Annotated in this window: 21 protein-coding genes; 14 read left to right on the forward strand and 7 right to left on the reverse strand. The window is 55.7% G+C overall.

What is annotated here, in order from left to right; translation table 11 throughout:
* The 7 genes from PHA01_RS21740 to PHA01_RS21770 all read left to right on the forward strand — a co-directional run.
* Window positions 1-433, forward strand: a 433-nt coding sequence (locus PHA01_RS21740; protein WP_271898436.1) for an isochorismatase family protein, incomplete at its 5' end; no start/stop codon positions are given.
* A 26-nt stretch (window positions 434-459) separates the two neighbouring features.
* A complete protein-coding gene (locus PHA01_RS21745; RefSeq protein ID WP_271898437.1) occupies window positions 460-645 on the forward strand; it encodes a hypothetical protein in 186 nt (61 codons plus the stop codon).
* A gap of 35 nt (window positions 646-680) precedes the next feature.
* The gene (locus tag PHA01_RS21750; RefSeq protein WP_271898438.1) at window positions 681-1,175 is read left to right on the forward strand and encodes a DUF302 domain-containing protein; all 495 of its coding nucleotides are present in this window, start codon (window positions 681-683) and stop codon (window positions 1,173-1,175) included.
* Window positions 1,176-2,751: 1,576 nt separating this feature from the next.
* Window positions 2,752-3,207, forward strand: a complete 456-nt coding sequence (locus PHA01_RS21755) for a DUF983 domain-containing protein (protein WP_271898439.1) — start codon at window positions 2,752-2,754, stop codon at window positions 3,205-3,207.
* A 30-nt stretch (window positions 3,208-3,237) separates the two neighbouring features.
* Window positions 3,238-3,702, forward strand: coding sequence for a nuclear transport factor 2 family protein (locus PHA01_RS21760; RefSeq protein WP_271898440.1), 465 nt, complete (start codon window positions 3,238-3,240; stop codon window positions 3,700-3,702).
* A 19-nt stretch (window positions 3,703-3,721) separates the two neighbouring features.
* Window positions 3,722-4,912 (forward strand): acyl-CoA dehydrogenase family protein, encoded by a 1,191-nt coding sequence (locus tag PHA01_RS21765; protein ID WP_271898441.1) that lies wholly within the window; start codon window positions 3,722-3,724, stop codon window positions 4,910-4,912.
* Between the two features lie 105 nt (window positions 4,913-5,017).
* The gene (locus tag PHA01_RS21770) at window positions 5,018-5,113 is read left to right on the forward strand and encodes a pyrroloquinoline quinone precursor peptide PqqA (protein WP_271898442.1); all 96 of its coding nucleotides are present in this window, start codon (window positions 5,018-5,020) and stop codon (window positions 5,111-5,113) included.
* Window positions 5,114-5,174: 61 nt separating this feature from the next.
* Here PHA01_RS21770 and PHA01_RS21775 read toward each other — a convergent pair whose 3' ends face one another.
* From PHA01_RS21775 to PHA01_RS21795, 5 genes are all read right to left on the reverse strand, one after another.
* The gene (locus PHA01_RS21775; RefSeq protein ID WP_271898443.1) at window positions 5,175-5,519 is read right to left on the reverse strand and encodes a cupin domain-containing protein; all 345 of its coding nucleotides are present in this window, start codon (window positions 5,517-5,519) and stop codon (window positions 5,175-5,177) included.
* A gap of 19 nt (window positions 5,520-5,538) precedes the next feature.
* The gene (locus PHA01_RS21780) at window positions 5,539-6,372 is read right to left on the reverse strand and encodes a hypothetical protein (RefSeq protein WP_271898444.1); all 834 of its coding nucleotides are present in this window, start codon (window positions 6,370-6,372) and stop codon (window positions 5,539-5,541) included.
* 16 nt (window positions 6,373-6,388) lie between these two features.
* Complete coding sequence (locus PHA01_RS21785) at window positions 6,389-7,636, reverse strand: MFS transporter (protein WP_271898445.1); 1,248 nt, start codon at window positions 7,634-7,636, stop codon at window positions 6,389-6,391.
* A gap of 1 nt (window position 7,637) precedes the next feature.
* Window positions 7,638-8,630, reverse strand: a complete 993-nt coding sequence (locus PHA01_RS21790) for an oxidoreductase (protein ID WP_271898446.1) — start codon at window positions 8,628-8,630, stop codon at window positions 7,638-7,640.
* Between the two features lie 168 nt (window positions 8,631-8,798).
* On the reverse strand, window positions 8,799-9,593 hold the full coding sequence (locus PHA01_RS21795; RefSeq protein ID WP_271898447.1) for a hypothetical protein: 795 nt from the start codon (window positions 9,591-9,593) through the stop codon (window positions 8,799-8,801).
* Between the two features lie 1,186 nt (window positions 9,594-10,779).
* Here PHA01_RS21795 and PHA01_RS21800 point away from each other — a divergent pair.
* The 5 genes from PHA01_RS21800 to PHA01_RS21820 all read left to right on the forward strand — a co-directional run bounded on the left by PHA01_RS21800 (window position 10,780) and on the right by PHA01_RS21820 (window position 20,895).
* Complete coding sequence (locus PHA01_RS21800; RefSeq protein ID WP_271898448.1) at window positions 10,780-16,320, forward strand: trifunctional serine/threonine-protein kinase/ATP-binding protein/sensor histidine kinase; 5,541 nt, start codon at window positions 10,780-10,782, stop codon at window positions 16,318-16,320.
* Between the two features lie 10 nt (window positions 16,321-16,330).
* On the forward strand, window positions 16,331-16,702 hold the full coding sequence (locus tag PHA01_RS21805; protein ID WP_417021006.1) for a response regulator transcription factor: 372 nt from the start codon (window positions 16,331-16,333) through the stop codon (window positions 16,700-16,702).
* Window positions 16,703-16,770: 68 nt separating this feature from the next.
* Entirely contained in the window at window positions 16,771-17,394 is a 624-nt protein-coding gene (locus PHA01_RS21810; RefSeq protein ID WP_271898450.1) for a response regulator transcription factor, read from the forward strand.
* 793 nt (window positions 17,395-18,187) lie between these two features.
* Window positions 18,188-19,294, forward strand: coding sequence for an HlyD family secretion protein (locus PHA01_RS21815; protein ID WP_271898451.1), 1,107 nt, complete (start codon window positions 18,188-18,190; stop codon window positions 19,292-19,294).
* On the forward strand, window positions 19,291-20,895 hold the full coding sequence (locus PHA01_RS21820) for an MFS transporter (RefSeq protein ID WP_271898452.1): 1,605 nt from the start codon (window positions 19,291-19,293) through the stop codon (window positions 20,893-20,895). The genes PHA01_RS21815 and PHA01_RS21820 overlap by 4 nt, the downstream gene beginning before the upstream one ends.
* Before the next feature lie 399 nt (window positions 20,896-21,294).
* Here PHA01_RS21820 and PHA01_RS21825 read toward each other — a convergent pair whose 3' ends face one another.
* Together PHA01_RS21825 and PHA01_RS21830 are read right to left on the reverse strand one after the other, a co-directional pair.
* Window positions 21,295-22,077: a CbtA family protein gene (locus PHA01_RS21825; protein WP_271898453.1), complete on the reverse strand. Its 783-nt coding sequence runs from the start codon at window positions 22,075-22,077 to the stop codon at window positions 21,295-21,297.
* Between the two features lie 27 nt (window positions 22,078-22,104).
* Window positions 22,105-22,284 (reverse strand): CbtB domain-containing protein, encoded by a 180-nt coding sequence (locus tag PHA01_RS21830; RefSeq protein ID WP_271898454.1) that lies wholly within the window; start codon window positions 22,282-22,284, stop codon window positions 22,105-22,107.
* Between the two features lie 922 nt (window positions 22,285-23,206).
* Between PHA01_RS21830 and PHA01_RS21835 the strand changes: the two genes are divergently transcribed.
* Window positions 23,207-23,530, forward strand: coding sequence for a helix-turn-helix domain-containing protein (locus PHA01_RS21835; RefSeq protein ID WP_271898455.1), 324 nt, complete (start codon window positions 23,207-23,209; stop codon window positions 23,528-23,530).
* Between the two features lie 528 nt (window positions 23,531-24,058).
* The gene (locus PHA01_RS21840) at window positions 24,059-25,300 is read left to right on the forward strand and encodes an ABC transporter substrate-binding protein (protein ID WP_271898456.1); all 1,242 of its coding nucleotides are present in this window, start codon (window positions 24,059-24,061) and stop codon (window positions 25,298-25,300) included.
* The last annotated feature ends 8 nt before the right edge of the window (window positions 25,301-25,308 follow it).

Below are 25,308 nucleotides of genomic sequence, written 5' to 3' on the forward strand. Positions count from 1 at the left end.
CTCCGGGCGAAGCATTGATGCACAAGCTGCGCATGTTCGACAGGGAAGGTCCGCTTTCATTGCACGGATTTGCAGGCTCGGGTGCCGACTGGCTGCCGGAATACCGGGACACGACGACGGCGAAACGATCGTCTGCTCATCACACAAGATAGCGGGTCCCCAGACCAACGACGTCATCTTCCAGTTGCGGAAGAAGAAGATCGACAAGGTCATTCTTGCCGGGATGGCGGCCAATTTTTGTGTCGAATCGCACTTGCGCGATTTCGTTGAGCACGGTTTCGAAGTTGCCGTCGTTCGCGACGCCACCGCGGGTAGCAAACTGCCGGAGGGCGATGCCTACCGGGCTGCCCTGGTTAACTTCCGCTGGTTTGCCAACGCAGTCTGGACGACGGCAACCACGGTGGAAAAGCTGAACAGCGCCCGAGACCGGTAACGCGTCGCAACGAAAGGAGCAAAGGCATGCATGACATAGAGACCACCGACAAAGCAGTGTGGCAACTGCGCCCATTTGGAGGAAGCGCAACGTTTTTCAGATGTCGTCGGACCTTTGCCATTGATTTTGAACGATCAGAGGTTTGGGATTTTGGTCAGATCGTCCAAACCCCGCTGCTTCGCTTCAATCCGGCAAATGACGCCAAGCGTTAACGTTGACCAGACGAATCAAATTCGGAACAGATGTCATGCCGGATCCGATACCAGCGCACTTGGTGAAATATGCAGTCACCGTCTCTTTCGGATTGTTGGCGGTCGCCACCTGCAACATCAGTCCGGCCAATGGAAATGATGCAATGGAGAATGCTGTGAGATTGACAAGTTCCTTCAGCTATTCCGACACGGTCAGCAGGTTGGAGTCCGCCCTCAAAGGCAAGGGCTTCACGATTTTTGCGACAATCGACCACCGCGCCGCCGCCCGATCCGTAGCGCTCGAGATGCCGCCGACAACGGTCATCATCTACGGTAATCCTCTGGGTGGCACTCCGATGATGCTTGCCGCCCCGGACTTTGCACTGGAGCTTCCCCTCAGGGTTTTGGTCCGCGAAGGCGACGATGGCAAGACATACGTGACGTTCAATCCCTCCACGACGCTCGATGGGCGACACGGCCTGCCTTCGGGTATGGCGGAGCGCTTTGCTCCGGCCGAAAAACTCATCGCCAGCGCGATCCGAGGCGAATAGGCGCGAGCCGATCTTCAACGCCGAGAGGATTAAATCAGTGACTCCAGCCGAGAAGGCAAGATCTCTCGCAGGAACTTCCTCATCGCCTCGGCAGGCGCGGCCGGTGCAGTCATTTCAGCCAATGCCGCCGCCGACAGTCTTGCCGATGTTCCTGCGAGGGCGGTCGGGCCGGTGTCCGGAGATGCGAGCGGTCGGAATATCCGGACGACACCGCAGAGTTCCGCCCCGGTCCGGGTATCAAGCCGCGCAGGATAATTGCACGGGATGTCACTCGGCAGACTACATCACCACACAGCCGCCAAAGATGGAAGAGACCTTCTGGCGTGCGGAGGTCACCAAAATGATAAAGGCCTACCACGCCCATTCAACAAAACCGACGTCGAAGCGATTTTCAACTATCTCAACGAAAGCAACTAAGTGACTTCAAGCAACCGATATGCGGGGTCCATATGTCGAAATACACTTTCACGTTTCTCAGCATCACATTGTTTATGTTGCAACTTTCTCCTTCGTCTTCCCAAGAGACACTTACCTCGATGAACCAGGTTTCCGTCGCGTTGCAAAGATGCTGGAGCAAAACGGCGTTCGCCCAGCATGACGCGTCGGTTACATTACGCTTCAGCTTCAAGAGAGATGGCACATTGATCGGTCGGCCGCAGCCTTCCGCTATCGTATTTAGCGGTAGTCCAGACCAAAGACGCGCGTTCGTCGACGCAGCGATCAGGGCAGTCAACCAATGTTTGCCTCTGGATTTTTCGCCCAAGATTGTCGACGGCGTTCCCGGCCGGGTTTTCTCGATGGAGTTCCGTTCCAACGGGGCATGTCTCGAGCAATGCAGCTACGACGAGTCCTTGGTGCCGTGATTGGAACACCGCTCAGCTGCGCAGTGAGTTGCCGCGGTCGCAAAACGCGTCCTCGGCACTGAACTATCTGATGCCGCACGACGTTTGGGAAAATGAGCGTCGGCCGTTTACGGCCAACTTCCGACGCGGAATAGAAAAATGGCACCTTTTCTACATAGAACGTCGTGCGGTCGGACTTATCCGCCCGACAGGGCCCCGGTGGTGTTCTGACAACGGCAAGCTCCTCTTATTCGTCACTGGCTGGCATCTCCCGTTCTGATATCGTAACTTCGGACGCAAGGTGCGACCGCGGTGGCGGGCTCGGACGACCTTTTGGATAGACGGCTGATAAAGGTCGGCGATAAACCTGTTGTCGTCGTGACTGGAACGGGTATCAACTGCGCAAATACGATTGCAGACTATATGGCGAAACGAAGCGGTATTGCACAGGCCTGGAATTGGAGGATTAAAGTATGTCCCCATCCATCTTAAACAGCCCTGTCCTGCCCGCCCCCGGTGGTTATAATTCGCATGTTTGTGTATTCGGCAAACGGTCTATGTGTCCCGGTCTCGCCAGGGGCGGTTGCCGAAAGTCGAAACCTGGACCGGAGCCGATTTAGGAATTCGCGATGTATGTTCCGGCGATGCGCTTTGCGTCCAATAAGCGCTGGAGTGTATGATCCATATTGCCCGAACTCGAAGTGAGTGTCTCGTTGTCCCGGAAGAAAACTCTCATGCCGCTCGAACTGCAATGGCCTCCTCTCTCGCCGATCCGAACCGGCTGGCGGGGGCGATGCCCGCGCTGCGGAATGGGTCACCTTTTTCAGGGATTTCTGACCCTCAGACCCCAATGCGAGGTATGTGAACTCGACTACTCGTTCGCCGATCCGGCAGACGGTCCGGCGTTTTTCATCATGATGTTCGGTTGCCTTCCGAGCATGCTGTTCGCCGTCTGGCTGCAGACAGCCTACCAGCCGGCGCTCTGGATTCATCTGTTCACAAGCCTGCCGCTGCTGCTCGTGACGTGCCTTTTGCCGTTGCGGCCGGTGAAGGGATGGTTGGTGAACAGCCAATACTTCCACAAGGCACAGGAGGGTTCGATCGACAGGGACTGGCAAGGAAAGAAAGCGACAAAACATCCGCACGTTTTGCGGACTGATGCGCCGGAGATGCCGGGCGAAGAGCGTTGACGAACCAATTACACGGATAGGAAAACTGAGATGACCGCCATCATAGCCCCTCCCTTCACGCTCGACAGCGCGATCCGAAAGGTTCGCCTTGCCGAAGACGGATGGAATTCACGCGACCCGCAGCGCGTGTCCCTCGCCTATACGGAAGACAGCAGATGGCGAAACCGCTCAGAATTCGCCACCGGCAGGGGCGAAATCGTCGCGTTCCTTGCCCGAAAATGGGCTATGGAACTCGACTACCGGCTGATCAAGGAACTGTGGGCATTCAACGAGAACCGGATTGCCGTCCGCTATGCCTATGAATGGCATGACGACAGCGGCAACTGGCTGCGTTCCTACGGCAACGAGAACTGGGAATACGATGCAGCGGGCCTTATGCAACGGCGTTTTGCCTGCATCAATGATCTGCCCATAACCGAAACCGACCGCAAGTTTCGTTGGCCTCTCGGCCGTCGCCCGGACGATCATCCGGGATTGTCGGCGCTCGATCTTTGATCCCAATGAGAGGCCCCCCGTGATCGCCGAACCAGCCTCCGATCCTGTCGCCGTCGCTGCGTCGCTCATGCCGTTCCTCCGCTCGCAGATTGCCGAGACGGACACCCTTGCGCGGCTTCCTGATGCGACGGTTGCAACACTTGAAGAACGCCATCTCTTCGACATGCTCGTTCCCAGGATTTACTGCGGCAGGCAAATTCCGCTGACGACCTATATGGATGTTATCGTCGAATTGGGAAAAGGGGACGGTTCGGTCGCCTGGAACGTCGCCCTGCTCGCCATCGGCACATGGATGGCAACCACATTCTACCCGAAGGAAGTCGTCGACGAAGTATTTGCCGCAGGCGGCAACTTTCGAACCGCGGCGGTTCTCAATCCCCGATCGGCAAAGGTGCGCAGCGCGGACGGCGGCGTCGTCATCGAGGAAGGACTGTGGGCTTTCAACAGCGGCGTCGAGCACGCAGGATGGGACGTGCTCGGCATCCCGTTCCATGACGATGCAGGTAATGTTGTCGACCGCGGAGCGGCCCTGATTCCGGCATCGCAAGTTAAATTGGTCGATGATTGGGATACTATCGGCCTGCGCGGCAGTGGCAGCACAACCGTCAGGGTGGCGGATGTCTTCGTTCCTACGGAGCGGATTGCACTCCTCAGCAAGGCCCGCCGCGAGAACTACGCATCGGCGTATCTGACGGGTGAACCCCTCTATCGTTTTCCGTTCGTCCCGTTTTTTGCAATCAATCTGGGCCTACCGGGTTTGGGAATGGCGAAGGCGGCGCTTGACCTCTTTCTCGAAAAATCGCGCGGACGCGGGATCGCGTTCACGAAGTACCCTAAGCAGGACCAGGCGGCGGTCACCCACCTGCTGATAGGCGAAGTCAGCTCCAAGATCGATGCTGCGGAACTGATCTTGAAGCGTTCACTGGAAGAGCTGGAGACCACGGCGCTTTTGGGCAAGATGACGATGGAGCGCCGAACGCGCATATGGCGGGATGCCGGCTTTGCCAGCCAGCTTGTTTGGCAAGCAGTCGATCTCCTGGCGAGCGCATCCGGAGGTTCGTTCGCTCGGACGTCAGATCCCATGAACCGAATTTGGCGCGATGCGCGCGTCGCCACTCTCCACGGCGCACTCAACACCGATACGACCGACGAATTGTTCGGCCGGGTTGCAACGGGTCACGCGCCGAACAATCATCTTTTGGGCGAGTGATCGTGTTCGAAGAAGCGTGTCTAGTCCCAAAAATGTTCCCAAAATGATAGAAAAGCGCGTGTCCCACCATACGATAGTGATACCACCGTATAGAAGGAGCAGATCATGAAGAAGACATGGACCAAACCGACAATGGGTCAGGTAGCAGCCGGTATGGAACTTTCACGTTACCTTCCAGCAGAACTTAAGGCCAAAAAGTAATTGGTACCGTCGCCTGAGTGATCAGTTGCGCGGGCGACTTCTTCTGTTTGAACAGGATCTTTCATCCACCCAGAATGATGTTTTCCATCCCCTCTTCCACTTGGTCCAGGATGAGGATTTGCAACGGCTCCATTCCCGGGTTCGTTCCAGAGTGCCATTGCGCCATAGATTCGATGATGAATGCCCCGGACTGAAACGTCATCACTTTCCGTGTCTCGAGGTTTGTGACGCTCAGCGTTCCCGACAGGATGTATCCGTAGCGCGCAAACGGATGCTGGTGAGGAGGAAGTTTAGCACCCGGTTCAATTTCGAGGATTGAGACAACCACCTCAGGACTTTTCTGCGGAAGAGCGATCGGCTGGCCCGAGATGGTTTGTGTCGTTCGCAATATCGTTCTGCTGTTCATCCGGTGCCCTTCTTGAACCCTATCTGTAATTCCAGCGGACATATGCCCGTACGAAACCCGCTTTGAGATAATTGCGGAACGAGATGTGCATATTTTCCTTGGTCGCCTCGGGTTGCCCGGTCTCCGCGGTGAATCCACCGACGCCGTTTGCGAGACCGTCCTGGATGCGCCGCGCTATCAACGATGTCTGCGCCCCGCGGCCCCGATAGTCAGGCAGGGTCGCGTCTATCCCGAGCCAGGCCCAGTTGCCGTCGACAAAGAGTGCGCCGGCGGCCACGGGAAGAGTTCCCTCATAGGCGAGATATGTGGACCACTTTGGCCTAGCGACCAACCGGGCAAACCACGCGGAAGACGCCGATGGCAGGCCGAACCCTTTTTGCACAACATCGCCAAAGCTCATGGCATCGTGCGGTTTAACGGACCGTACGGACAAATCACTGTTTCGCGGGGATATCGGCGTTGTCGAGTCGCGGTAAAATTTTGCCCAGCCATTGCCCTTTTTGGCCAGCCCCCTGTCGGCAGTCCAGGCGTGTATCTCTGCCGGTTGGGAGGCAGGAGAGATTTGCAGGGCCCATTGAGGATCGGCATGGTTACGCAGCCACTCCAGCATCGCGTCGACGCTTTTTTCGCTCTCCGGTCTTTCCACTCCTATGCACATGCCTCGATTGAATTCGACGATCGGCACGCTTCGGTCGGCAAGGACAACACTGGCTCCCGATCGCTGGTACCGCAAATCAGCTGCGTCGGCATATTTCCGTGGTGCAGCGGCGAACAAATCGAGCCAGGCCTCGCGTTCGACTGTCTCAATCGATACAATGTCGATCGCGGAGATAAATCTGCTTCCACTATCCATAGCGAACTTTTTCCCTTCAGCGGTAGCGGGTCGGATCCATGTGCAAATGTTCAGGTATTTCAACCTTCGACCCATCCGGGACAAGCGGCATTTCGGACTTGAAGAGGGCAAACGCCGTCATTGCTGCGACCAGCTCCACGAACGTGAAGACTGCGAACGCCGCTGCAAATCCGCAATTGATCAGCAGACCGAAAATCAGGCTGCCGAGGCCAAAGCCGACGAAGAGCGTGAAGACGTTCAGGCCCATGGCCTGCCCTGCCCGTTTTCCTGCAAGCGAAGTGACGATCCCCCCGAACAGTGGCTGTGTCATGTCATACCCGAGCGACAGTGTCATCGCGACGGCGGGAGCGAGCGCGAGGGGAAACTCAAAAATCAGAATGAGCCCAGCCCCGGCGCTAATACTCAGCCCCACGGGAATCAGTTTGGCCCTGCCCCAGCGGTCAGCTAATCGCCCGATCAGTGGGCCAAACAGGAATCCCGGCACACCATAGCCGAGTAGCGCCAAGCCGATTCCGACTGGCCCCAGTCCGTAGCGCCTTTCCAGATACACGCCGAGCCATGTGAAAACGCCGGAATGAAACATGGAGTTGACCAAAACATAGCCGTAAGTCCGCTTTCCGCGCGCCGAAGCCAGAAGTTGAGCGTAACCTTGGATGACGTCTCGCAACGTTCCGGAGACCCGAAGCTCCGTGGACTTCAGGATCGCTCTGTAAGGCAACAGACACAGGTGAACGACAGCACCGGCCCCGCCCACAAGGACGAACAATAGTTGCCATCCTGCATACTGGACGACCACCGCGCCTAGCGGCGATCCGAACGCCATACCGCCGGCCATTGCACCGAACAGCCAACCGAGCGCCCTACCCCGCTCTTCATACGGGTAAAGCCTGCCGACCAGTGCGAGCGCCATGGGAACGACGCCGCTAGCGCAAAGCCCCGTCACGATCCGCCATGCCGTGAGCTGTTCGATCGATCGCGACGTTGCCGTCAGCATCGTAAGAACCACGAATGCGCTCAAGGACATAAATACAATGCGCTGGATGCCAAATCTGTCTGCGAGAACTCCGTAGACGAGAGTGGCGATCCCATAGGGAACCAAATAGGCAGGAACAATCAAACCGACGGTTTGGACAGATGTGCCGAACACAGCGGAAAGCGCCGGGATGATCGGTGCAACCATATACCCTTGGAAAAATATGATAAACGTTGCCGCTGCAAGCACACGAAGCAACCGCTCTCGACTGTGATTGTCGATCAGATCCAAACTACAACTCCAACGTCGTTCCGGACAGGCGTTCACTGAGATCCCAGAGCTTTTCGGCGTCTTGGGGGCTGACCGCCCACGGCAGTACGCCGCCGCGGTCGAGACCGCCGTTCGTTGACGGCTTTGAAGGGTCCGCAAGGTTGGCGACATCACAGTTTTCGCAGTAAACGCCGCCAATACCGTCAAGCTGGGGACTGGTCGCGCACCAGATAGTGGTCGCGGTACCCTGTTCGACAGTCTTTATGTCGTTAGCAGGATCGATACGAACCTTGCCGATTTCATCGAAGATTCCGAAAGCGGCGATCTCATCGTGAGAGAGATGGCGGGCGAGTTCAGTAAGAATTCCGCCAGGATGTACCGCGAACGCTGTGATGCCGTGGCTCTCCGCTTTGGCATTCAACGCCACGGCAAAAAGGATGTTTGCTGTCTTCGACTGCCCATAGGCGGTCCATTTATTGTACTCCCGGCGCTCAAAATTCGGATCTTCAAAATCGACTCCGGAAAGTTGGTAGCCGCGGGATGACAGCGATACCACCCTTGCAGTCTTTGCACGCGTTAGCCCCGGCCACAGCCGGTTGACCAGCTGGAAATGACCGAGATGGTTCGTCGAAAACTGCGCTTCATATCCTCGCCCGTCCCTCAACAACGGACTTGCCATGATGCCGGCATTGTTGATGAGAATGTGCAGGGGCCGTTCCGTCCTATTGAATCGGAAGGCAAAGATGTCGATCGAGGCGGGGTCCATTAGATCGAGCGGTTCGATTTCGACATTTGCAATGCCCTGCAGTGCTTCCCGCGCCTGCCCAACCCGCCGCGCCGGCACGAGGACGGTGGCCCCGGCGTTTGCCAGAACCCGGGTCGTCTCAAGCCCGAGACCGCTATAACCGCCGGTCACCACGGCGATCTTGCCGCGAAGGTCCGTGTCGCCGATCGCCTGGGTTGCCGTTGTTTCCGGCCCGAAGCCGGAGCCGACCGAAACCTGTTTGCTGGACACGTTAATGGTCCTATCCTGGGGTGGAAGTAGCGGCCCCCGCCCGTGGGAGGGGCGGTCGAACGGGAGCCGCTATACCGTGACATTCGCACGGATCGGCGATGCGTTTGGCAGGGAGGGGGTAACCTGAGGCATCGCCAATTCTGATAGGCATTTCTTAAATCCATCATCTCACACGACGTCTGCGTGTGCTTGAACGCATGTCGCAGAATTGGAAGCATCGTCGCACAGAGATGAGCGATCTTCTGCCGCGCTGAAGCGAAGATCGCTGAGGTCGATGGAAACCAGAAGCGTATCTGTGGTCCGACCGTCCATTCCCCGATAGTAGGCGCGCCGCTTGGTTGGCAGACGGAGTCCCTGGACGTCAATGTAGTCGTAAACCAATTGCGCGGCCGTCAGACCATCCGCTATTTCGACGGTGTAATCATGTCTTTTCAGCAGGTAATCACCGCCGAAGTAAAAGTCCTGGACCTCGGAGTGGGTTGGGAGATTGGACGGAAAGGTTGCTCGTAGGACGCGCCAAACCTGGTCGGCTTCGATCCATGGTTTTATCTCCTCTAGCACTACGGCGGGCAGACTAAGAACGAAGGGCGTTGTCAGATAGGTCCATAGGGCATAACCGTTAAAATACGCCCTCTGCAGAGGGTCCCACGGGGTCAGCCTCCCGTGGCACTCGAACGATGCGCGCGGGTTTCGCCGCTCCGCCACCACATTGCAATCGTCCGTCTCGATCGCGATCCGGTCCGGTGTGAAGTCCGTTCTTTGATTGGGAGCACCGAACGGTTTGACCGAAGCATGGACTTCATGCAGGGAAACGGTCATCCGCCGGGGAGTCGAATCTTGTATAAGTCCCTTCATGCCCCATAGGGTTCCACCGGTCACTATCGTCGCCCCGACCGATGAAAACTCTTCCCAACGATTCAGCCCCCCGTGGGCGGCCAGGACCTCGTCCAACAGATTGCTCATACGCCTAATCTCACTTTTGATTTGAAGAGCGGTGCGCTCACGGGAACGGTCATCAACAAGTTGCCCCAGCAATGCCTGCGAAGATTGAATAATCGTTGCGCAATTTGAACGCGTGCTGCGTCGGATCCTGAGCCTTACCCCGCCCGTTCTGACAGTCGATCGAATTCCGAGAATTAATGGCATATTGAAGGCTGAGCTACGCAGAACGTGCACCCTCATCCCGTTTGAAAGACTCTTAAACGTGGCCTTGGCAGAACGGCTTGCAGATGCAGCGCACTGCTTCCGCAAGAATCTTGCTACCCACTTCCTTGGAGATTTATTTATAAATCGTCAGAATTCCCGCGTCATATGCGATTGATCGGCAAAACCCCATGCTAAAGCGATCTCTGCGAAACTCATTTGAGATGCTAGCTATGATTTCGGGGGCTCGACACGCTGTTTGATGAGATACATGTGCGTGGCCTGTCCGAAACTCTGCTTGAACGCTCCTTGAAACTGACTGGAGCTCAGTTCGACTAGGGATGCAAGCTCACAGACTGAGATCCTCTTGTCTAGATCTGAGTCAGCGAAAGTGACGACCTTCTGCTTGCGGCATATGCCATGTCGGGCAAAACTGACAACTCACCGCTTGTCTCTGTTATTGCTTGAACCTCTGGTCGCATCCATCGATCCCTTCTTGTAAACCCTCTAAGCAACGTACATCGCCACCAGACCTCCATTGAAAGCGATTGGTAGCTTGCGAGCTTGAGTTTCAGCTGGTTCAGTCTCGTTCGCATCCACATCGACTCACAACGATAAATCCAGCCCTGGCTTGCAGGACCGTGCCTTCGTCCGATCAAAGGGGGACATCGAGCGTGCAAAAATCATGATGCTGTCGCCTCAAGTGAAATTTCCGGAGATCGCCCTCACCCGCTTTTTTCGGAACAATCCTTTATCTTGGAGCTGGAACGTGCAGTAAAAGCTGCACACTTTCTCCCTGCATTGAACCACCGTCTGCTACAAAACCTAAGACAAAACCGATACCTAAGTATCATCGACGTTCACATAAAAGTGGAACAAGATAACGTAGGTTCTGGCACATTTCATCAGGGGGAATGCTGTCATAAGGCGCTGCTTGTCCTGCGGATCGAAAAACGGTTCTGCGCCGATGCCGGTCAGAGCGGAACTTCGACGAGGGAATCCACGAATGGCACAGTTTTCCGAGTATTCGTTCGATGTTCTGCGGTCAGGAGGAGAGTTCACTCTGTACCGAGGGCGCGCATCAGGCCGCCGCCCGATCCTCGGCCTAGCTGCTAACGGACATCGGCCCTCTGATCGGCATATAGAGCGACTGGTGCACGAGCATGGTCTCGCGCCGGAACTCGATCCAGCGTGGGCGACACGGCCGTTGGGCCTTATGAGGCACAAAGGCCAGGATGTCCTTGTGCTCGAGGACAGTGGCGGCGAGCCGCTGGATTTGGTTCTCGGCCGGTTGGATCAGCGGTGGGAACTTGGACGTGCGCTGGCCATAGCAATCGATTTGACCAGTGCCGTGGGTCAAATGCATCGGCAAGGGCTCATCCACAAAGATATCAAGCCTGCGAACGTGCTTCTGGATGACGAAGAACGGACACGGCTTATGGGATTTGGTCTGGCTTCGCGTCTCAGAAGCGAACGGCGGGCCCCGGCTCCGCCTGAAGTCATCGCCGGGACGTTTGCGTACATGGCTCCAGAGCAGACCGGACGAATGAACCGTTCAGTAGACACTCGCAGCGACCTCTACTCATTGGGAGTTACATTTTACGAACTGTTTACCGGAAATTTGCCATTCACTGCTTCGGACCCGATGGAATGGATTCACTGTCATATAGCGATGAAGCCATTGCCGCCGAGCGAACACGTCGATGGCCTGCCCAATGTGTTGGATAGCATCATCCTGAAGCTGCTCTCCAAAAACCCCGAAGACAGATATCAAACAGCATCCGGCCTCGAATATGACCTTCGCAAGTGTCTGACAAGCTGGACAGCCAAAGGTTCCATCGCGGATTTTCCAGTCGGCCAACACGACGTCTCCGATCGGCTGCTAATACCGGAAAAGCTATACGGCCGCGACTCCGAGATCGCGGCTTTGCTCGCGGCTGCCCGCCGATCCATGATAGAGGGCACGTGTGAGCTGGTTCTGGTGTCGGGCTATGCGGGCATTGGAAAGTCGTCCATCGTCAATGAATTGCATAAGGTCCTTGTCCCGCAACGGGGTCTCTTTGCCGTAGGCAAGTTCGACCAGTATAAGCGCGATATTCCTTACGCAACATTGGCCCAGGCGTTTCAAGGACTTGTGCGCCAACTGCTCAGCAAAAGTGATGCGGAACTTGCCGGGTGGCGCAAAGAGCTGTTGGCTGCGTTGGGTGCGAATGGGCAACTCATGATCTATCTGATACCTGAGCTTGCCCTCATCATAGGCGAACAGCCTCCCATACCGCCGGTTGATCCTCAAACCGCACAGGCTCGCTTCCATTTGGTGTTCCGCAACTTGCTTGAAGTTTTTGCCAAGCCCGAACATCCGCTCGTTATTTTTATCGACGATCTTCAATGGTTGGATACGGCAACGCTGGAGCTTCTGGAGCGCCTCATCACAGATCCGGAAGTACGTCACCTGATGATCATAGGAGCCTATCGGGACAATGAAGTTGGCGAGAAGCATCCGCTCTATAGTACGCTGGCATCGATACGACGATCGCGAGGGGTAATTTCCGAGATCACGCTGGGTCCGCTGAAGGCGGTCCATTTGGCGCAACTCTGTGCCGATGCCCTTGTTGCTGACACTCAAAAAACGCGACCACTTGCCAAGCTGTTGCTCGACAAGACGGGCGGCAATCCGTTCTTCGCCATTCAATTCATCACGGCTCTGGCCGACGAGCGGCTGATTACATTCGATCCCGAAAGCTCGAGCTGGCATTGGGACATCCGCATGGTTCGAGCCAAGGGCATCACCGACAATGTGGCGCAGCTGATGTTGGCGAAGCTCAATCGTCTTCCCCTCGCTACACAGAAGGCATTGGGAGTGCTGGCGTGTCTTGGGAGTGCTGCAAAGGAAGGTACGGTTGCGCTCGTGCTGGTATATTCGAAGGACCTGCTTTATGCAACATTCCAGGATGCCGTAGAGGCCGGGCTGCTCTTCCACGGAGGGTCTACGTTTGCATTCACTCATGACCGCGTTCAGGAAGCCAGCTATGCATTGATCCCGCACGCCGAGCGAGATGCCACGCACCTTCAGATCGGCAGAATACTCCTGGCGCAGACACCATCCGCCGAACTTGAAGACAATATTTTCGAGATCGTCAACCAGTTCAACAGATCGGGTGAAGCCATCGATGAGCTATCCGAACGGGAGCGAGTGGCGGAATTAAATTTGATCGCTGGAAAGCGCGCCAAATCCTCGGGCGCTTATGCTGCTGCGCAAAGCTATTTTGCCGTTGGGCGTGTCTTACAGGGGGAAGATAGCTGGGAGCAGCAGTACGACCTGACGCTAGACCTCGAACTACAGCAGGCAGAATGCGAGATTGTAGGAGGAGAACTCGTTACGGCGGAGCAACGGCTGAACGCTCTCTCCCACCACACACGCAGCCTCACCGACCAAGCCAACGGTGTTTGCCTGTGCCTTCTGCTGTATTTCACCACCGGAAGGAATGAGCGAGCTGTCGAGGTTGCACTCGGGTTTTTATCAAGGGTTGGCATCATGTGGTCCTCGCGACCGACTGAGGATGAAGTTCGTCAAGAATATATCGAAATGCGCCGCAAGCTGGCACTCCGGCCCATCGGGGACCTCATTGACCTGCCTGCTATGAGCGATCCTAATTGTATCGCCACCATGTCCGTGCTGACGGAGCTTTTCCCCGCAGCCTATGCGGTGGACAGGTACCTCTTGGAACTCGTGCTTCTGCGTATGACCAATCTCAGCCTCGAATACGGTAATTGTGACAGCTCGAGTGTCGCCTATTCTGCGTTGAACATGGCACTGGGTTCGCATTTCACCGACTACACCACCGCATACGGCCTTGGAAAACTTGCTTGTCAATTGGTGGAGCGCCGTGGGGCGGACCGTTACAAGGCACGCGTCTATTCTTGCTTTGCCGCGTTCACGATGCCTTGGATCGAGCATCTGCCATTGTGTCAGCCTATGATGACGCAAGCCTTCCAGATCGGCAAGTCCATGGGTGACATGGCCTTCGCCGCCTACAACGCCAGAAATTTAATTACGCATCTTCTGGCTTCAGGGGCTCCACTGACCCAGGTCCAACGCGAGGCCGAGTATTTTTTTGCCTTCGCTAAGGGGCTGCAGCTCGGCCTTCCGTCCGAACGGTTCATAGGTCAACTTGGTTTGGTCAAAATGCTGCGCGGCATACCCGCCGAATATACGCTCGCCGATGAAGAATGGGGCACTCAGAATGTCGAAGGAGCGCCCGGCTTGGCCATGATGGTCTGCTACCATTGGGTATTTAGGTTGCAGGAACGGTATTTTGCGGCTGATATTCCGGCGGCATCGGAGGCGGCTGCCCATGTACGCGGGATCGAGTGGTCAATGCGCTCTTCAATTGAGGAGGCGGAATTCAACTTCTATGCTGCCCTGACATGCGCAGCTGCTGTGGATACCACATTTGGAGAAGATCGAGACCGCCATTTGCTCGCCCTCTCCGAACATTTTGATCGGATCGATATCTGGTCCCAGAATTGTCCAGAAAATTTCGCCAACCGCAGAGCATTGATTGCTGCGGAAATGGCGCGAATTGAAGGGAGGGAGCTTGAAGCCCAGAAACTTTTTGAAGAAGCGGTTCGTCTCGCACGATTACACGGGTTCGTCCAGAACGAGGGGCTCGCAAACGAGCTGGCGGGCCGATTTTACCAGGAGCTTGGTCTTGAGACCGTGGGCTATGCCTACCTTTCCAATGCTCGCGACTGCTTTGAGCGGTGGGGCGGTTTGGCCAAAGTAAAGCAACTGGACCAGCGTTATCCAGATCTGCGAGCACGTGCCTTGCGAGTGTCTTCGACCGCAACGATCGACACACCTGTCACACAACTCGATGTCGCGACTGTAGACAAGGCGTCGCAGACGCTTTCGAGCGAAATGATTTTGCCGAGTTTGCTAGAAAAGCTGATGCGCCTTGCTGTGGAGCACGCCGGAGCGGAACGTGGGCTTCTCATTCTATTGGATGGAGACGAGCCGCATATCGAAGCCAAAGCGACGACAGGACGCGGCCGGGTTGAAGTAACCGTGCGAAGGTTTCCTGTAACCCCTTCGGACCTTTCCCAATCGGCGCTGCAATATGTGCTGAGAACACGGGAGCGTCTGGTGCTGAATGACGCTTCGGCCGAGTCTCTCGATTTCGAAGACGAGTATGTTCGCCAAAACCGGACCAGATCGGTTCTCTGTCTTCCTATTTTCAAGCAGACGAAGGTGATCGGGGCACTCTATCTCGAAAACAACTTAACCACCTTTGTATTCACCCCGGACCGCGTCGCAGTACTCGATTTTCTCGCATCCCAGGCAGCAATCTGGCTCGAAAATGCCCGGCTCTATTCCGACCTCAGACGGAGTGAGGCTTGGCTGCGCGAGGCACAACATCTCAGTCTGACCGGGAGTTTCTACTGGCGCGTTGATTTAGACACCGTTGAGTTTTCAGAGCAAACATTTCGCATTTACGAACTTGATCCGAGCGTTACAGTTACGAGCGCCCTGATCGCCTCTCGTATTCACCCTGAAGACCTTCCGCTCGTGCAAGAAATGGTCGACATTGCGCGCGGGCCCGGAACCGACCTTGACTACGTATACAGGGCGCGTATGCCCGACAAATCCGTCAAGCACCTTCATCTGGTGGCTCACGGTACGCGCGACAGAGATGGTCAGTTGGCTTATATCGGTTCGATCCAGGACGTCACCCGAGGATATCAGACGGAAGAGGCTCTCAGCAAAGCCCGATCGGAGCTCGCCCACGTCGCACGCATAACCACCCTTGGCGTTCTGACCGCGTCTATTGCGCACGAAGTCAATCAACCACTTATGGGCATCGTGACCAATGCCAGTACGTGCCTGCGGATGCTGGCGGCAGACCCTCCAAACCTCGAAGGCGCGCGTAGAACAGCTGAACGATCGATCCGGGACGGGCACCGTGCGGCCGACGTCATCAAGCGATTGCGCTCACTCTTTGGAAAGAAAGATACAACGACCGAAACCGTCGATTTGAATGAAGCGGCACGAGAAGTAATTGCGCTCTCATCCAGTGAGCTTCAGAGAAACAGGGTGAATGTCCAGACCGATTTGGACAACACTCTTCCTCTTGTCAGGGGTGATCGCGTTCAGCTTCAGCAGGTTATACTGAACCTCCTCCTCAACGCGTCCGACGCGATGAGAGACGTTCACGATCGTCCGAGGAAATTGGTGATTCGAACCAAATTGGATGAAAGCGTCGGCGTGTGCCTCTCGGTTCAGGATACAGGACCCGGTCTTGGTCCCCAAAGTGTTGAACGACTTTTCGAAGCTTTCTACACAACCAAGGATGGTGGGATGGGAATGGGACTATCCGTCAGCCGCTACATCATTGAAAGCCATCGTGGCCGCCTCTGGGCCAACTCCAACGACGGGCAAGGAGCTATTTTCGTATTTAGTATTCCCCAAACAGCCGGCACTCCGGCTCCTGATCCCGGCCATTCCGCCCAACTCTCTTCTTTAACGCATGCAGAGCAGCAGCCATAAGGCGTCGATGATGACTGAACGTTCCCTTGTCTCGATCGTCGACGACGATCAATCCGTACGTGAATCGTTGCCCGACTTACTTGATGAGCTGGGCTTTGCGGTCCAGGTATTTTCTTCGGGCGAAGAGTTCCTGGCGTCCTCCTGGGTCGACAAGACCAAGTGCCTCATTCTCGATATCGCCATGCCGGGCATGTCTGGTCCTGATCTCCAGCAGATACTGAAGCGTCGCGGCTCGAATATTCCCGTCATATTCGTCACGGCGCATGGCGATGACGCCGTTCGTCCGCAAATGTTGAAACTCGGTGCGGTCGAATGTCTTTTCAAACCATTCAGCGACACGGCACTGCTCAGTGCTATCAACGCCGCTTTACCGTCGGGGTAATGAACATGTTGCGCCAAATGTATTTGCATGTTCATATCGGCCAAAATGACGGGCTGGGGGCACTGTCAATGTCCAATATCGTACCAACGGTATACATTGTCGATGACGACATTTCGGTGCGGGAATCACTGGAGGAATTGGTCAGCCACGAAGGGTGGCATCCTGAAATATTTGGCTCGGCGGAAGCGTTTCTCTCGCATCCCAGAACACCTGTCCCAAGTTGTCTCATCCTGGATGTCAATCTTCCGGACCTTAGCGGACTGGATTTGCAAAGGCGTTTTGCCTTTGATCAGATCGATATTCCCATCATATTCATTACCGGCTACGGCGACATTCCGATGAGCGTTCAGGCCATGAAAGCAGGTGCTGTCGAGTTCTTGACGAAACCATTTCATGACGAGGTGTTGTTGACTGCCATCAGTCAGGCTATCGAGCGCAGCCGCTCCGTCCTGCATGACGAATCGGAGACGCGCACGCTGCGCGGCTGTTATGCATCGCTCAGCCCCCGCGAGCAGGAGGTCATGGCGCTCGTCGTTCGCGGACTGATGAACAAGCAGATAGGCGGGGAACTTGGCATCAGCGAGATCACCGTGAAAGCGCACCGTGGTAAGATGATGCGGAAGATGAAAGCGAGCTCAGTCGCAGACCTTGTAAACATGAACGCCAAACTTGACCCTAAGTCGCGTGGCTAGCCCGAGGAGCGCCATTCGACTGGAACCTTCCAAGGAAACTGGGCGGTACAAGCTTTGCGACGTATCTTATGGACCCGGCGCTCCGTCGACTCGCTTATCCCAGCCACGTCGCGGCGTTCATCAGTTAAAACGGCGAAGCCTATGAAGGGGGCTGAAGAAATTCAGGGATCCCATACGCATACGCGAACAGCTTTAGTTCTATCACTTCTTCAGAAGCGCGGCTTTCGGACGCTTGAAGCGTGCCCAAGAGCTATCAAGCCGATGAGCACCACAGGTAACGACCTCGCTGGCGACCGCGAAGCGGCCATGCATCAAGACAGTGTCTTTGTTCTGACCATGCGCTTTTCGTCCAATCAAAGAGCTGCCGAATGACGTATTGTTCAGAAACGACTTGCGTAGGAGAACAGTTTGGACCTACCTCTCAACCGCGGGCTGTTGAGGGATGGCTGGCTGCCAATCAACACTTCCAAGGCACGGAAGGTACTTCCGACTGGTTGGTATGAAGAGATTCCCTAATGGCTGGCAGATTGATGGGATGCTTTGCTTCGTCAAAGCATCGTTTTGCTTTTCACCTGTCTGCCCCGGCCGATACTACTGGCAAGGGCACGCCGTGTCACGGTGGTCATCCATCTTGTAAAGGCTTACTTTGGAATGGCAGGAGCAGGTTAGTTGGCAAGGAGATTAAAGCCACGATATAAACGTCCTGCCTGCGCTCGTTGCCAACCTATCGCAGCGACTAAACGAACTTATCGAGGGGACAAAGTTGGAAAGTGGACAGCCAGCAGCTCCGGAAATGACTGCGAATGAGAAGCGCCGACGATGGCTTTTTCCCTTGCTACGTGTTCTTTTCGTATTCGTGGTCGCCTTGCTGGCATGGCTCGTTGCAGCCAACTGGAATAAATGGATTGGCAACGCCCGTTTCCAGGCAACACAGGACGCCTTCGTTGCAGGAGACGTTACTCCGCTTTCTGCAAAGGTCTCCGGCTATGTGGCTACTGTCGCGGTGGGAGATTATCAAGCCGTTCGCAAGGGCGACCTCATCGTCGAAATTGAACCTTCCGATTACCGCGCACAGCTTGCCTTTGCTGAAGCGAACCTCGCTTCGGCGCGCGCTTCACTTGCCAATCTGGCGCATCAGCGCGATGAACAACGCGCTCTCGTGAGACAGGCCGAGGCGACGATCGTGGCTGCGAATGCAGACCTTGTACGGTCGTCCCTCGAGCTGACCCGCCAGCACAGGCTTCTCGATACGCGGATTGCGAGCACCGAACAATTGGTTGAGCAAGCGGACGCAACCGAAAAGCGCGCCAATGCCCAGCTCGAATTGAGCAAGGCGCAGCTCGATCAGCAGAACGCACTGCTCGCCGGGCTCGACGTGCAGGAGCAATTGCTTGCCGCGCAGGTGAAAGCTTCGGAGGCGCAGGTCGGTCTCGCCGAGAACAATCTTCGTTACACACGCATTCTGGCACCGGCCGACGGCCTTGTCGGTCAACGTCAGGTTCGGCCCGGTCAATTCGTCAATGTCGGGACACAGGTCATCGCCGTTGTTCCCATGCCGAATTTATGGGTAACGGCGAACTACAAAGAGACCCAACTGACGAATATCAGGATGGGTCAACTCGCCAAAGTAACGGTCGATGCCTTTCCCGGCGTCGTGCTGACCGGCCATGTGGACAGCTGGTCACCAGGTACGGGTTCGACCTTCGCACTACTGCCGCCTGACAACGCAACGGGCAACTTTACGAAAGTCGTGCAGCGGGTGCCGGTAAAGATTGTGCTCGATGCCAACCCGGCCCTTGGCGAGCTTGTACGGCCGGGAATGTCGGTACAAGCGACAGTCGACACGAGGTCCGCTACAGAGCCACACCCCAGTTTAGCCAAAGCCTCGCCACAGCCATGAGTCTCCAAGCAGGGCCCTTCAGCTCGGCGGGAATTGCCCTCCATCCGGTTTCGGAACAGCATCCCCGACTTTCGATCGATTCGTACCGCCCGTATATCGGTCTTGTCGGCGTAATGTTGGGTGCGGTCATGGCCACGTTGGGCAGCCGTGTGACAAGTTTTGGCCTTGCGGATCTGCGCGGGGCGCTTGGCGCAGGCTATGACGAAGGGGCTTGGATCACCACCAGTTTCGCAGTCGGCCAGATGCTGATCGGTGTCACATCGCCATATCTCGGCGCGGTACTCGGTGTTCGCCGAATTCTGCTTCTCGGGATCATCCTGTTTTTCGTCGCGAGCCTTCTGGGTCCATTCTCTCCCAACCTAGCCGCATTCCTGACCATGCAGTTTCTGGCAGGCGTAGGATCTGGAACGTTCATTCCACTCACGATCAGTTTCATAGTGCGGAGCCTCCCCGCAACCATGGTCATCTACGGGATCGCCATCTATGCGATGAATATCGAGTTATCCCTTAATGTAGCAGCATCTCTGGAGGGCTGGTATTCCGACAATTGGTCGTGGGCATGGATATCCTGGCAGTACTGCGTGATGCTGCCGGTCATGGCGGTGTGTGTTTGGCATGGCGTCCCCCGGGAGGAAATCAAAATTGATCTTCTGCGCCGGTTCGACTGGCCAGGTGTGGCCTATGCCGCCATCGGGTTCAGTTTGTTGTATGCGGGTCTGGATCAGGGCAATCGACTGGATTGGATCAATAATGGCATGATCAACGCGTTGCTGGCATCCGGTTTTTTGCTGACCATTGCGTTCATTGTCCGCGAACTTGTTACGGACCACCCTTTCATAAACATCCGTCTGATTTTCCGCGAGAATCTGGTCTTGCTGCTGCTCCTGCTCGCGGGCTTTCGGTTCATAATTCTATCAACGGCGTACATCATTCCCACTTACCTTCAGACAGTCCAGAATTTTCGCGAGCTTCAGGTGGGCTCGGTCCTGCTCTGGATTGCGCTTCCACAACTTCTCATCGTGATTCCCCTTGGAGCGCTGCTCAAACGTGTCGATGGGAGATGGGTTCTTGCCATTGGTGCCGCGCTGGTTGGCACAGCCTGTCTGATGGCTACCAACCTGACAAGCCAATGGGCAACAAGCGATTTCCTTCCCTCGCAGATTTTGCAGGCTTTAGGTCAATCCTTTGCACTGACCGCTTTGGTGGTGTTGATCGTGAGATCGATCAACCCTGCCGAGGCGCTCACGATCGGCGCCCTCATTCAGGTCAGCCGCCTGTTCGGGGGGGAAATCGGCACTGCGTTCATGCAGACCTATGTACGCATACGCGAACAACTTCATTCGAACCTCATTGGCCTTCACATCGACGGGATCGCCGGATTGACACTCGACAGGATAGCGGCTTTCCGGAGTGCATTGGGAGTGCACACAAGCGATCCAGCAGCTGCGACCGCACAGGCGACTGCCTTGCTGGCCGCCGCTGTCGCGCGTCAAGCAGCGGTACTGTCATTTATTGACGGTTTTTCAGTTGCGGCGTTAGGCGCCCTTGCCTGCGTTTTCCTTGTGGCAATGATGCGAAAGGCAAAGCCGTCTCCGTTTTGATAGGGATATCGGCATTGGCCAATCGAGCGCGACCAACAGGCCGCGGCTTGAACCTTGTGACGCGAAAAAATTTTAATGCTGAAGCCCAAGACAGTGTCTTTGTACTGACAATGCGAAGTGGGCGTCTTCCCATCGGCCCCAGGTCTCTCATACTCCCAATAACTTCCTTCGCTGAACCAGACTGATTTGCCTCGGCGTTACCCGCGCTGCGGGATGGACACCACTTTCGGGGGATTTCCGATAACGCCGCAATGCAAGTTTTGTGAACCATATTACTCTTTGCGATTCGTCCAATGGTCCGGAGTCATTCATCAGGATGTTCGGCTGCCTGCCGAGCATCCTGTTCGCCGTGTAGCTTCAGACAAACGTGCCAGCCGGCTATCTAGGACTACTGCGAGATTATCTTGGCTTGCTGTTCGTATTCAACGCCCGAGGCAGGCTATCCTGTCGATCGCGATGTTCGACTTCGGCGTATGTTTGAAGGAAAAATCCAAGGGTGGGGCCGAGAATCATCCAGAAAAACATATTTGTCACTAGCGTCGACACGGCAAATTCCGAGGCGAGCGTCGGCGGGACGCCCGATTTAAGATCAGCTATTCGGGGTGCGCCGTAGAGGTGGGGGGCAAAAATCAAAACTACCCCCCAAACCTTCGCGACAAATTCCCGGCGAAGAACGCTAAGATAGAGGCCTCCCGCTGCCAGCATCACGGTCACCAACCACCATGCCTGCCTGGATGCCAAGTCGGCGGCGGGCATGGCAGGCAGCTCCGGCGCCAAACTGATCGAAGGCGAGAGGTTGAAGATGAAAAAACCCGCAAGACCCCAGTAGATTCCGTTCGCAAACTTGATTTTGAGTCCAAGGAATAAAGCGGCGGCCCCCGTGACCAAGGCGAAACCTGCACCAGCAACAAGATTGACGAGCAGCGTGTTGGTGAGGCGACCAAACGGCAAGGCTTGGTCGTCTTCTTCAATAGCGTTGTGCGGCAATTTTGCAGGAAAAGTGTTGCCCGCTCCTGCATCGACAGCGGTGATTGCGTTCAAGTGATCGTGGCCATATGCAGCGTTTTCATATCGCTCGGCTTCAAGAATGAGGGGCACAGTTCGCACGTACATCGCCGGTGTCAAAAGCATGCCAGCGAACAATCCAGCTGCAATTGTCGCGAGAAGATATTTCATCAACATAGTCGCTGCTCCGCTGCTACTGTGGTTTTAATGACAAGGGAAGCCATACGAATGGCGCGTGTCATGTGCCGTGTCGTGCAACGTTACTGAATGCGACAACCCCACGCCGAATATTATAAACGCGCCCAATAACAGCGAGAACACGGCTGTGGTCAGGCGGGATGCAAGCGGCAGATCAATCGTATTCGACGTTAGAATTCTAGCCATTGTGACCTCCGGAAAAGGGGTAGTTGAAGCGCCGTGGGAAAGTAGCGGCCCCCGCCCGTGGGGGGGAACGGGTCGAACGGGAGCCGCTTGCCGTGACGAACGCACGGATCAACGATGCTGTTCACCAGGGAGGGGGACCCGTGGCATCGTCAATTCTTGTCAAATTTCCTCCCTTTCGTTTCGTCGCAGCGTCTCACATGGAATTCTGTGCGGCTTGAACGGATGCCGCATCATTGGGAGCATCGGCGCAAAAGCGAAGGCATCTTTGGCCCCATTCTGTTGGCTCGTAGATCGCCGTATCAATGGGTTTACTTCAAGCTAGCAATCCACGTTTGCAACACGAACGCTCCGGTACTGAGAAACGGGAAGGCCACTGTCCATCCCTTTCTTTTGCCCGTCATCCGCTTGAATAGCGCGTCCGGGATCGATACCTATGTACAATTGCGTCAAGTTCGTTCTGGGGCCAGTCTTCGCCAACCATCGGGATACTGAGATGGTGATCAAGGCAGATTGACCGGCATGACACTCCTGCAACGCAGGTTGGATTGCGGTCCTTAAGGATACGGTGCACGGCGGGCGCGAAACGGCGTCCTTCGCATGATGAACTTTTGCGCGACGGTGTCCTTCAACTCACTTCCACAACGCGGAGGATGGTTCAGTGCGGTCAGAGATACAAGCGACTGGTGCAAATGGCACTACCGATCTAGCCGTCATGCCCAGCTTGCCCCCCCATTCCGAGTTTCTGAGACATTCTACAGGGCTTGAGCTTTTTACGAGGTTGCGCGAATTCATCTCGACGACTTGGGGTATCGACACCAGGACGTCGATGTTATGCGCGAATGAAGCAGTGCTTTCAATCGAAGCACAGTTACAACGGCGAACTTCGGTCATCTGTCATCGAAAATGTCAGGGCGGCTTGGGAATGTGCCGAAAGCAGAAGGTTGAGAAATTCATCGATGCCCATCTAGATCAACGCATCACGATTTCCGAACTCGCTTCCTTGGTGGGCCTGAGCTCAAGCCAGTTCCAGCGGGCTTTCAAGCAAAGTTTTGGCGAGGCAACGCACATGTATCTCATCAAACGTCGGATCGAGCGCGCGAAAACAATGATGCTGTCTCGTAACGAGAATTTTGCGGATATCGCCCTCGCGTGCGGTTTCTCCGACCAGTCGCACATGACGCGTCTGTTCACCCGGCTAGTTGGCGAGCCGCCCAACAGTTGGCGGCGCAACAGGGTCTATGCCTAGCATGTTCGAGGTTCAATCTTGCACGGATGGCAAATGGCTGAAGGCGAAAATTCCCCAGGCACGTCATGGGCGAACCAGTGGACGACGAAGGGCTTGGGTTCTGCCGCATCAGGATCGTCCGCAGCTTCCGAGTGGAGTGTCTGGCCATCCAGCTACTGAGCCATTGAGCGGTCGAACTGTTTTTGTTGTTCCTGACGATGATCATTTTTGTCAGGCCCGACAAGACTAAGTAAGGGGCGCAACAGCCGCGGAGGTACTGCTCGAGTCTATCATCAGGCTCTGTCTCAGCAGTTTCATGTCCCGGATGTCACTGAACCGACATTGGCGGGGACTAAGCATTCGTCGCCCCCCCGGCGCGATAGTCAAAGTTTTAATTGCGAAAAAACGGCATCATTTGTTGGGTCAGGCCCATTTATTCACAGTCATCGAACTGTCATGGAACTGACAAGCCGTTGTCACGGGAGATCACCAGAATCCGCGCAAGTCGGATTCGTTGAATCCGGAAGTGATTAGAACCGGAGATATCAAGTGACATCCCTCAAAACCCTGGCTATCGGTGCGGCTCTTACCGTTTTCTCGCTACCCGCATGGGCCGAGACCGACATCACCTTCTGGCATTCGTTCGGCGGCGGAAACGGCAAGGCGCTCGAACAGATTATCAGCGACTTCGAAAAGAAGCGCCCGGATATCAAGGTGACCGCACAGGAAATCGGCGACTACAATGACATCGTCACCAAGCTGCAAGCTGCAATACCAGCCAAACGATATCCGGACGTGGTCTTGCTGGAAATCACGCGCTACGGCCTGTTTGCCGAAAAGGGGATCCTTGAGAACCTTACGCCATACCTCGACAAGGATCCGCTGAAGGAACAGCTCTACAATTTTGCCCTCGATGTCGGGAAGTACAAAGGCTCCAACTACGTTATTCCGTTTAATTCCTCGACGCCCGTCACATACTACAACAAAGCCCTTCTCAGAGCGGCTGGGCTGCCTGATACGGTGCCCCTCAAGAACTTCAATGATCTGTTGGGTGCCGCAAAAACCGTGCAGGAGAAACTCGGGGCCCAAGGCAAGTTCGGCATCACTCCTATGGGTCAGTTCGCTCGCTGGGGCATCGTCATGAGCAACGATTCCGATCTGATCGATCCTGTGTCGAACGACGTGATTGTCGACTCGCCAAAAACAGTTGCCGCCTATGAGTGGATGGCCGACCTCGTGCGTAAGTACAAAGTCGCATCGGTGGACGGCATCACAGACGAGGATGCTGCAAAAGCGCAATTCACCGCCGGAAACGTCGCTATCAACCTGGACTCTACTGGGGTTTTCGGCGGTTTCAAAAAAGCCCTCGGAGACGATCTCGGCGTAGCGCCGTTCCCCTGTGAGGCGGTCTGCCGGGTGCCGATCGGAGGCGCGGGCATCGGTATCGTCAGCATGATCGACGCCGAGAAGAAGAAGGCCGCCTACGACTTCATCAGTTACATGGCGAGCCCCGAAGCCAATGCGATCTGGTTTGCGGCCACAGGCTACCTGCCGATCAACAAGAAGACGCTTGACGTCAAGGTCGCTGCCGACGCCGCGAACAAGGACGAGGGCATCACCGTGTCGATCAAGCAGATTGACTACGCCCGTGGCCGGCCGCGCCCGCCTGTCGTCACCTGGATGCGCAAGATGGAATACGGCGTATGGGAAAGCGTCGCACTTGGGCAAAAACAGGTCCCGGATGCCCTCAAGGAACTTGCTGCCCAGACCAGAGCCCAGACCACCAACTGACATTGCCG

The sequence above is a fragment of the Candidatus Phyllobacterium onerii genome, from assembly GCF_028331445.1.
In the GTDB taxonomy this organism is placed as follows: domain Bacteria; phylum Pseudomonadota; class Alphaproteobacteria; order Rhizobiales; family Rhizobiaceae; genus Phyllobacterium; species Phyllobacterium onerii.

Excerpts from the sequence above, each read along its gene's own strand:
- PHA01_RS21775 (WP_271898443.1), bottom strand. The coding sequence starts at position 5,519 with ATGAACAGCAGAACGATATTGCGAACGACACAAACCATCTCGGGCCAG.
- PHA01_RS21795 (WP_271898447.1), bottom strand. The coding sequence starts at position 9,593 with ATGAGCAATCTGTTGGACGAGGTCCTGGCCGCCCACGGGGGGCTGAAT.
- PHA01_RS21815 (WP_271898451.1), top strand. The coding sequence starts at position 18,188 with ATGACTGCGAATGAGAAGCGCCGACGATGGCTTTTTCCCTTGCTACGT.
- PHA01_RS21820 (WP_271898452.1), top strand. The coding sequence starts at position 19,291 with ATGAGTCTCCAAGCAGGGCCCTTCAGCTCGGCGGGAATTGCCCTCCAT.
- PHA01_RS21835 (WP_271898455.1), top strand. The coding sequence starts at position 23,207 with ATGTGCCGAAAGCAGAAGGTTGAGAAATTCATCGATGCCCATCTAGAT.
- PHA01_RS21825 (WP_271898453.1), bottom strand. The coding sequence starts at position 22,077 with ATGTTGATGAAATATCTTCTCGCGACAATTGCAGCTGGATTGTTCGCT.
- PHA01_RS21805 (WP_417021006.1), top strand. The coding sequence starts at position 16,331 with ATGACTGAACGTTCCCTTGTCTCGATCGTCGACGACGATCAATCCGTA.
- PHA01_RS21830 (WP_271898454.1), bottom strand. The coding sequence starts at position 22,284 with ATGGCTAGAATTCTAACGTCGAATACGATTGATCTGCCGCTTGCATCC.
- PHA01_RS21760 (WP_271898440.1), top strand. The coding sequence starts at position 3,238 with ATGACCGCCATCATAGCCCCTCCCTTCACGCTCGACAGCGCGATCCGA.
- PHA01_RS21810 (WP_271898450.1), top strand. The coding sequence starts at position 16,771 with ATGTCCAATATCGTACCAACGGTATACATTGTCGATGACGACATTTCG.
- PHA01_RS21770 (WP_271898442.1), top strand. The coding sequence starts at position 5,018 with ATGAAGAAGACATGGACCAAACCGACAATGGGTCAGGTAGCAGCCGGT.
- PHA01_RS21800 (WP_271898448.1), top strand. The coding sequence starts at position 10,780 with ATGGCACAGTTTTCCGAGTATTCGTTCGATGTTCTGCGGTCAGGAGGA.
- PHA01_RS21745 (WP_271898437.1), top strand. The coding sequence starts at position 460 with ATGCATGACATAGAGACCACCGACAAAGCAGTGTGGCAACTGCGCCCA.
- PHA01_RS21755 (WP_271898439.1), top strand. The coding sequence starts at position 2,752 with ATGCCGCTCGAACTGCAATGGCCTCCTCTCTCGCCGATCCGAACCGGC.
- PHA01_RS21780 (WP_271898444.1), bottom strand. The coding sequence starts at position 6,372 with ATGGATAGTGGAAGCAGATTTATCTCCGCGATCGACATTGTATCGATT.
- PHA01_RS21750 (WP_271898438.1), top strand. The coding sequence starts at position 681 with ATGCCGGATCCGATACCAGCGCACTTGGTGAAATATGCAGTCACCGTC.